We start from the raw sequence: 8,758 nt of genomic DNA on the forward strand, positions 1-8,758 counted from the left end.
AGCGTTTGTATCTTATTATGAAACCAATTATTTCTATTATCATGGGCTCCAAATCCGACTGGGCCACCATGCAAAAAACAGCAGAAGTTTTAGATAAGTTCGGTGTGGCTTATGAGAAAAAAGTCGTCTCAGCCCACCGCACACCAGACCTCATGTTCAAACATGCTCAAGAAGCACGTGACCGCGGCATCAAGGTCATCATTGCAGGTGCTGGCGGTGCAGCGCACTTGCCGGGTATGGTAGCAGCCAAAACAACGCTGCCCGTTATCGGTGTGCCTGTCAAATCACGCGCTCTCAGTGGCTTGGACTCGCTCTATTCCATTGTACAGATGCCGGGCGGCGTGCCTGTGGCAACTATGGCCATTGGGGAAGCGGGAGCCACTAATGCTGCTCTTACTGCCCTACGTATCTTGGCCATTGAAGACCAAGATCTGGCGAAACTGCTTGCAGATTTTGCAGAGGAACAAGGAAAAATCGCGGAGGCGTCAACAGATGAGCTCAACTAAAACCATTGGTATTATCGGCGGCGGTCAGCTGGGTCAGATGATGGCCATTTCCGCTATTTACATGGGGCACAAGGTAGTGACGCTGGATCCGACGGCGGACTGTCCTGCCTCACGCGTGTCTGAGATGATTGTTGCGCCTTACGATGATGTGGACGCTTTGCGTCAACTGGCTGCGCGCTGTGATGTACTCACCTATGAGTTTGAGAATGTCGATGCAGACGCCCTCGACGCTGTTGTCAGGGACGGTCAGCTGCCGCAGGGGACTGACTTGTTGCGCATTTCGCAAAACCGTATCTTTGAAAAAGACTTCCTCGACAACAAGGCTGGTGTGACAGTCGCTCCATACAAGGTGGTAACCTCTAGCCTGGACTTGGAGAATTTGGATTTGGGCAAGACTTATGTCTTGAAAACGGCTACAGGCGGTTACGATGGCCATGGTCAAGTCGTCATCAAATCACAGGACGATTTAGCTGCCGCTAGCCAATTAGCTAACGCTGCTGAGTGTGTCTTGGAAGAATTTGTAGACTTTGACCTTGAAATCTCGGTCATCGTGTCAGGCAATGGCAAGGACGTGACGGTTTTCCCTGTTCAGGAAAATATCCACCGCAACAACATCCTCTCAAAAACCATTGTCCCAGCCCGTATCTCAGACCAATTGGCTGAGAAGGCCAAGACCATGGCAGTACAAATTGCTAAAAAACTCAATCTCTCAGGCACTCTCTGCGTGGAAATGTTTGCGACAGCCGATGATATCATTGTAAACGAAATCGCCCCGCGCCCTCACAACTCAGGGCACTATTCCATCGAAGCCTGCGACTTTTCCCAATTTGACACTCATATCTTAGGCGTGCTCGGTGCACCCCTTCCTCAAATCCATCTCCATGCTCCAGCCATCATGCTCAACGTCCTTGGCCAGCACATGGAAAAAGCCCAAGCCTATGTTCGCGCCCACCCTAGCGCCCACCTCCACCTTTATGGTAAACTAGAAGCCAAGCACAACCGTAAAATGGGCCATGTGACCGTGTTTAGTGATAAACCAGATGAAGTGAGGGAGTTTGGGGAAGGAGTGGATTTATGACTTATAATGAGTTTATTTTATGTATAACGTGTAATAAGTGCATAAACCTAAGAATTCAAATGGGAAACTTTTCAGTGCCTTTTAGTCTAGTGTGTCCAGAGTGTAAAACAAATATCAGTGGTCAAGTTGATTTTGAACCATTTAAATTAAATTTAAAAAATGCTACGCGATTAGAAAATGATAGACCAGACTATGATGAACTTACTCAATTTCCAATTTGGTGTTTAGAAATATCTTCAGATTTTCCTACGCAAAAATTACGTTTAAGGAAATCTGCTTTGGATAGTTTAACACCATTTTTATCTCAAATTTCAAGATTTGATAAAAAGGAATATTTTAATGATATTAAAGATTTTCAAAGTACTTTAACATTTGCTGAATTTATACAAGATGGAGATTTAGAAAATTATTATCGTTTATATAATTTATACTGGGGTAGACAAGATAAATATTTATATCATGAACTAGAAGAATTATTAGATAAATATACAGGTTTGACACCAATTAATAAAGTTTATAATAGAACTGATGCAACCATGGCTTTACATCAGTTATTATTAACCATTTCAGGAATAAGTTCAGTTATTGGAAAGAATGTTTTATCTGAGTATACAGAATTAGGGAAGAAGATACAGTTATCGGAATTACATAGAAATAATATACTTAGTTATACTAATTATATTGAACCTAATTTTGATAAAATTGAAAAAAGTGCTTTTGAGAATATTATTACTTTTTCTAAGATTTATCATACACTAATACCCATTGTCACTTTGAATAATATAAGAAAATATGATAGGTTAGATCAAGAACGCTATGGTATATCAGCAAGTAACTATAAAGAAATGAAAGAATTTTATGCTTCAAGTTATGAATGGATTCTTGATAATATAAATATTGTTATAGGTCTTAACAATATTTTTGTAAGAAATTCATACACTGAATGTTGCAATAATAAAAATTATTGTAATGACCTGGAAAAGATTGGTAGTAAATTTAATAAAATTAATTCCAAATCATCACAGAAACCTTATTTTGACATATCTGAACCATTTAGCAAGCCTATGTCAAGTTTGACAAATAGGATTAGGAATGCAATACAGCATTACAGTTCAGAGGTGAACTATGATAAGCAAGAAATCATTTTTGAGGATAAGTATAAGGGAAAGGTACGAATAGAAAGATGTTCTATTGTTGACTTTGCTCAATTGTGTTTGAGTAACTTTTCGTTAATATTTTATATATTAGAAATTGTATATACATTACGTAAATTAAAATTAATAACGGATGGAATTGGTTTAACGATTATTAATGATCGTGAAAAGAAAGATTATGAAAAAGGTGGCTTTAGGAAAGTTGGCAATGAAATTATTGGAATCCCAAGACATGTGATAAAGATTAAACGTAATGATAAATGTCCATGTGGTAGTGGATTAAAATATAAAAAATGTTGTGGCATGAATAGATTGTAATTAATAGTTATTTTATTCACACACTGAGATGGTAAAACCCTAATCGGAGAACAAACATGAAAACAATCGGTCTTATCGGTGGCATGAGCTGGGAGAGCACAACGACTTATTATCAGCTCATCAACGAGACAATCAAAAAAGAGCTTGGCGGTCTGCATTCGGCTAAGATTCTGCTTTACAGTGTTGATTTTGCGGAGATTGAGCGCTATCAGGCCTGCGGAGATTGGGCTAAGAGTGCGGAAGTGCTGAGCCAAATTGCCCAGAAGCTGGAGCAGGCCGGTGCCGACTTCATTGTCATCTGCACCAACACCATGCACAAGGTTGCACCGCAGATTCAAGAGCAAATCGTGATTCCGATTTTGCACATTGCGCAGGCAACCGCTGAGGCTCTTCTTGAAAATGGCATTCAAAAAGTCGGTCTCCTAGGTACCAAGTACACTATGACCCAAGATTTTTACAAGGATAAGCTGCTTGAGGCTGGACTCGAAGTACTGATTCCAGATCAAGCTGGCATTGCCGAGGTCAACCGAATCATCTATGATGAGCTCTGTCTGGGAATCATCAAAGACAGCTCCAAGCAAACCTACCTTGCTATCATTGATGATTTGAAAAATGCTGGCGCAGAAGCTGTTATTCTAGGCTGTACAGAGATTGGTCTTTTAGTCCAACAAGCAGACACCGACCTCCCCCTCTATGACACGACAGCTATACATGCAGAGAAAGCCGCACGATTAGCGGTGAATGAATAAATTAGAAAGAGACCTGTGACCATTTTGACAGCGGATGTTAAGGTGGTAGGATAGGTATCAGGAGGTTAACACATGGAACTATTCATTTCAAAAGTCATCAGCAGCTTTTTAGAAATAGTATTATTTGCTATCATTCCATTTATTTATTGGTTTGCTATAGAAAGAAAACACTCTCCTTTTCTAGACTGGCTAGGCTTTAAAAAAGTCAGCAAACATGATTTTAAACAAGTCTTTGTGCCTTCGCTAGTGATGACAGTATTATTTTCACTCATTTCTCTCTTTATTTTATTCCGCTTAAAGGGAGTATCAACGGCGACAACCATTTTCCGAGGCGGTGGTTTCAAGGTTTTGCCTGCTATTCTCATTTATGGACTATTTAATACCGCTTTGCCAGAAGAATTGTTCTTCAGAGGATTTTTATTGAAGCGTCTGATGCAAAAGCTGACCTTTCCTTTGGCTAATACCATCCAGTCCTTGTTTTTTGCTTTGATACATGGTTTCATGTTTTTAAAGGTGCTGGATATTGGTTCCACAATGATGGTTACAGTGTTTACGTTTGCTATTGCTTATGGAATGGGCTATATCAACGAAAACAAGGCTCAAGGTTCCATTATTCCAAGTTGGATTATTCATGCGGCAGCTAATATTTTTTCAGGCATATGTGCTGCGTTTATGCTAATTTAGTAGCAAGTTAGTCGTAGAAATATTGTTCAATAAAATGAGTTTGTTGTGGTGAACACAATTGCAAAATGGGGCATGTGACGGTGTTTAGTGATGAGCCAGATGAAGTGAGGGAGTTTGGAGAGAGGATTGATTTCTAGAAAGGGGTATTTCAAATGAAGAAGTTGTTGTTAGATGCTTTTTTAACAAATAAAGAAAAACTAGGTAAGGTATCTAGTTGGGCAGTTTGGGAAAATAGGTCGTTAGGAGATTATGACTCAGCTGTTAATACTTTAAATGAAATAGATTCCCAGTCCAGTCTAGATAGTTTAAATTTGAACCCTAATATAGTAATTCTTGCTTTAAATTTTGCAGATAGAACAGAAGATGATTTGGATAGTTATGTTATGAATTTTCAAAGCTTTCACGAGCATGTTGAAGGGGTTCAAAAGAATGATGACAAGTTAAAAGCTATCTGTGTTGATAATAATTTTTTAGGAGCCTATTTAACGGATTTAGTAAAATATGATGAAGATGGGAAACCAAGAGGGTATCGAAATAGTAATTCTCAAGAAGTTGGCAAGAAATTAAGAAAAGATAGTAACTATGAATCAGTTCAAATCAACAATTTAATTCAAGAATTACTAGAACTTGGTGTTAAAAATCCATTGATTATTTCATTAGGTGATGAAGTTAAAAAATCTATACAAAGAAATAAGCAATTGTTACAGAGTGAGTTGGGTCCAGATACAAATTTTAAGTTTATATACCATTATTCGTATCGACATAAAGGTAATCATGATATAGAAGTGTATAAGCAAACTGTGAGGAAACAACTGATGAGATAGATTTCTATTATATAAACTGTTTCATAAAAATATAACTGAGTGAATTTCAAATAGCAGAATTGCTCTTTCGGCTATTATAAAAAGTAGAGCAGTAAAAAATGAAAGGAGATGGGCACCAGAATTGTCAAACTGAACCCGAGCGGAAAGCTCGGAATTTAGATAAACCGCCTCGGACGTGAGCGTCCATCGTTGGTTTTCTAAAATTCAGTCACTTTCTTGTTGCCCTTGGTATCTTAAATTATGCTAACACGTTATTCACGCCCTGAGATGGCGAATATTTGGAGTGAAGAGAACAAGTACCGTGCTTGGTTGGAGGTGGAAATCCTTGCCGACGAAGCTTGGGCTGAGTTAGGTGAGATTCCTAAGGAAGATGTGGCCAAGATTCGTGAGAAGGCGGATTTTGATATCGACCGCATTTTGGAGATTGAGCAGGAAACCCGCCACGATGTAGTGGCTTTTACCCGTGCGGTGTCTGAGACTCTGGGTGAGGAGCGTAAGTGGGTGCACTTTGGCTTGACCTCGACAGACGTAGTGGACACGGCTTACGGCTACCTTTACAAGCAGGCTAATGCCATTATTCGCAAGGATTTGGACAATTTTCTGGCTATCATTGCTGATAAGGCTAAGGAACACAAATTTACCATCATGATGGGCCGCACTCATGGTGTCCATGCGGAGCCAACGACCTTCGGGCTTAAGCTTGCGACTTGGTATAGCGAAATGAAGCGTAATATCGAGCGTTTTGAGCATGCTGCCGCTGGCGTAGAAGCTGGGAAAATCTCCGGTGCCGTTGGGAACTTTGCCAACATTCCGCCATTTGTGGAAAAATATGTCTGTGATAAATTGGGTATCCGTGCTCAGGAAATTTCAACCCAAGTGCTGCCGCGTGACCTGCATGCAGAATACTTCGCAGTGCTTGCCAGTATCGCGACCTCAATCGAGCGCATGGCGACGGAAATTCGCGGTCTGCAAAAGTCTGAACAGCGCGAAGTGGAAGAGTTCTTTGCCAAGGGTCAAAAAGGAAGCTCTGCTATGCCTCACAAACGTAATCCAATCGGCTCAGAAAATATGACTGGCCTCGCGCGTGTGATCCGCGGTCACATGGTGACGGCCTATGAAAATGTGTCTCTCTGGCACGAACGTGATATTTCTCATTCATCGGCTGAGCGCATTATCGCGCCAGATACGACTATTCTGATCGACTACATGCTCAACCGTTTTGGCAATATCGTCAAGAACCTGACGGTCTTCCCAGAAAACATGAAGCGCAACATGGGCTCTACTTTCGGTCTGATTTTCAGTCAGCGTGCTATGTTGGCCTTGATCGAAAAAGGTATGACCCGTGAAGAGGCTTACGACCTTGTCCAGCCTAAGACTGCGCAGTCTTGGGACAAGCAAGTAGACTTCAAACCGCTGCTGGAAGCAGACCCAGAAGTGACTTCCCGCCTGAGCCAAGAAGAAATCGACGAAATCTTCAATCCAGCCTATTATACCAAGCGTGTGGATGAGATTTTCAAACGTATCGGTCTAGAAGATTGATCATAGAAGAAAGCAAAAGAGAGATTGGATTTTCAATCTCTCTTTTAATAGCTGTTTGATATCAAGACAATTGACCTATTAAGGATAATGACATCTTATTTCTTTGGGGTATAAATGAGGTGTTCATTAGTGAAGGTATCGAAACCAAGCTCACTTAGTTCACGACCATAACCAGAATTTTTAATACCACCAAATGGCAGTTCAGGCAGAGAAGCCCAACCGGAATTGATAAAGGACATACCAGTTTCGACCTTAGCAGCAACGCTTTCTGCATGTTCAGGACTGCTGGAGAAGATCGTACCACCGAGACCATAGCTGGAATCATTGGCTAAAGCAATCGCTTCCTCTTCGGTAGCTACCTTGTAGACCGAGGCAACAGGACCAAAAATTTCTTGATTATAGATAGGGTTTTCTTTAGTGATATTTGTTAAAATGGTCGGCATAACAAAGTAGCCGGGGTGATCAATTGGCTGATTACCAAAGGCAACCTTAGCGCCATTATCAACGGCTAGTTTAATTTGACCCAAGACTTCTTCCTTGGCAGAAGCTGATGACAGAGGAGCCAGTGTCGTGTCTGCTTGCATCGGGTCACCCCACTTAGCTGTTTTGAAAGCTTCAACGAGCATGTTCACGAATTTATCATAATCTTTTTCTAAAACGATGAAGCGTTTAGATGAGGTACAAACTTGACCGGCATTGTAAAGGCGGACATCAGGCAAGAGAGCCTTGAGGTCATCCCAGTTAGCATCGTCTAATATGATAAAGGCATCATTACCTCCCAATTCCATAGAAGATTTCTTCAAGTTCTTCCCAGCTTCGGCAGCGATGGAAGCGCCTCCCCGTTCGGAACCAGTCAAGCAAACCCCAGTCACCCGAGGATCAGCGATAATATCGGAAACTTGTGAATAGCTAGCAAAGAGATTCTTGAAAGAGCCTTTAGGAGCGCCTGCCTCATTAACTAAGTCTTCAAAAGCTTGACCAGAACTTGGGCAAATAGACGCGTGTTTGAGCACCATGGTGTTTCCTACCATAAAGTTAGGGGCAAAGACCCGCATGACTTGATAGAAAGGAAAGTTCCAAGGTTCAACGGCTAAAAGTACCCCAGTAGCTTGCTTAATATAGTAGGCATCACCAGTATCGGTTTCCAGAGGCTGTGGTTTTAAGAATTCTTCCGCTTTGTCAGCGTAATAGTCAGCAATAGCTGCACACAGATCCACTTCACCTTGGGCTTCAGCAAAGAGTTTACCCATGTCTTTGGTCATAATTTCGGCGTACTTATCGCGGTCACGTCGCAAAAGGTCAGCCACCTTATGCAAGATAACCTTGCGTTCTTGTAGCTGATCGTTTTCGCGCCAAGTCTTATAGAGGGCATGCCCCGCAGCTAGAGCATCTTCTATGTCTTGGTCGGTGACATTGTTGTAGGATTTTAATACCTCATCAGTGTAGGGGTAGGTGGTTTTATAAGCCATGATGATTCCTCCTTTTATGATATATATTCATTATATCACCTAAGAAACCGTTTTCAAGAATTTGCTATAAAAGAACTCAAGAGAGCAAATCCTAAGAGCAAAAGGCTTCAGTCTTGCAATATTTTATAATACATAAAAAAATTAATCTAAAGGTATTGACAAAGGAGGAGGTGTTTGCTAGAATAAGGGAGCTGTCCTCGAGAGAGGGGCAAGACCTTTGAGAACTGAATAGAGACGAACCAAGACGTGCGGGTTACGAGAGTAACCTGTCAAAGGACAATAAGTCAGCGATGACACAAGTGAGTTAAGCGCTCAAACTATTAGATGAGAGTTTGATCCTGGCTCAGGACGAACGCTGGCGGCGTGCCTAATACATGCAAGTAGAACGCTGAGTACTGGAGCTTGCTCTAGTACGAGGAGTTGCGAACGGGTGAGTA

Annotated in this window: 8 protein-coding genes and 1 rRNA gene; 8 read left to right on the forward strand and 1 reads right to left on the reverse strand. The window is 41.3% G+C overall.

The genetic code is table 11. From position 1 onward, the window contains the following. The first annotated feature begins 17 nt into the window (after window positions 1-17). The 7 genes from purE to purB all read left to right on the forward strand — a co-directional run bounded on the left by purE (window position 18) and on the right by purB (window position 6,852). Window positions 18-506, forward strand: coding sequence for a 5-(carboxyamino)imidazole ribonucleotide mutase (gene purE, locus G7Y32_RS09555; RefSeq protein WP_004226150.1), 489 nt, complete (start codon window positions 18-20; stop codon window positions 504-506). After that, the gene (gene purK, locus G7Y32_RS09560) at window positions 493-1,584 is read left to right on the forward strand and encodes a 5-(carboxyamino)imidazole ribonucleotide synthase (protein ID WP_165213160.1); all 1,092 of its coding nucleotides are present in this window, start codon (window positions 493-495) and stop codon (window positions 1,582-1,584) included. The genes purE and purK overlap by 14 nt, the downstream gene beginning before the upstream one ends. Then, a complete protein-coding gene (locus G7Y32_RS09565; RefSeq protein WP_165213162.1) occupies window positions 1,581-3,056 on the forward strand; it encodes a YecA family protein in 1,476 nt (491 codons plus the stop codon). The genes purK and G7Y32_RS09565 overlap by 4 nt, the downstream gene beginning before the upstream one ends. Before the next feature lie 56 nt (window positions 3,057-3,112). After that, on the forward strand, window positions 3,113-3,805 hold the full coding sequence (locus tag G7Y32_RS09570) for an aspartate/glutamate racemase family protein (protein ID WP_165213164.1): 693 nt from the start codon (window positions 3,113-3,115) through the stop codon (window positions 3,803-3,805). 72 nt (window positions 3,806-3,877) lie between these two features. Beyond that, window positions 3,878-4,489: a CPBP family intramembrane glutamic endopeptidase gene (locus G7Y32_RS09575; RefSeq protein WP_165213166.1), complete on the forward strand. Its 612-nt coding sequence runs from the start codon at window positions 3,878-3,880 to the stop codon at window positions 4,487-4,489. Between the two features lie 152 nt (window positions 4,490-4,641). Next, entirely contained in the window at window positions 4,642-5,313 is a 672-nt protein-coding gene (locus tag G7Y32_RS09580; protein WP_165213168.1) for a hypothetical protein, read from the forward strand. Window positions 5,314-5,553: 240 nt separating this feature from the next. Beyond that, window positions 5,554-6,852, forward strand: coding sequence for an adenylosuccinate lyase (gene purB / locus G7Y32_RS09585; protein WP_165213170.1), 1,299 nt, complete (start codon window positions 5,554-5,556; stop codon window positions 6,850-6,852). Window positions 6,853-6,947: 95 nt separating this feature from the next. Here purB and G7Y32_RS09590 read toward each other — a convergent pair whose 3' ends face one another. Further along, window positions 6,948-8,321, reverse strand: coding sequence for an NAD-dependent succinate-semialdehyde dehydrogenase (locus G7Y32_RS09590; protein WP_165213172.1), 1,374 nt, complete (start codon window positions 8,319-8,321; stop codon window positions 6,948-6,950). Window positions 8,322-8,641: 320 nt separating this feature from the next. Between G7Y32_RS09590 and G7Y32_RS09595 the strand changes: the two genes are divergently transcribed. Further along, window positions 8,642-8,758: ribosomal RNA gene (locus tag G7Y32_RS09595) — 16S ribosomal RNA — on the forward strand; the annotation flags it as partial.

Source organism: Streptococcus tangpeifui, from assembly GCF_011038795.1.
In the GTDB taxonomy this organism is placed as follows: Bacteria; Bacillota; Bacilli; order Lactobacillales; family Streptococcaceae; genus Streptococcus; species Streptococcus tangpeifui.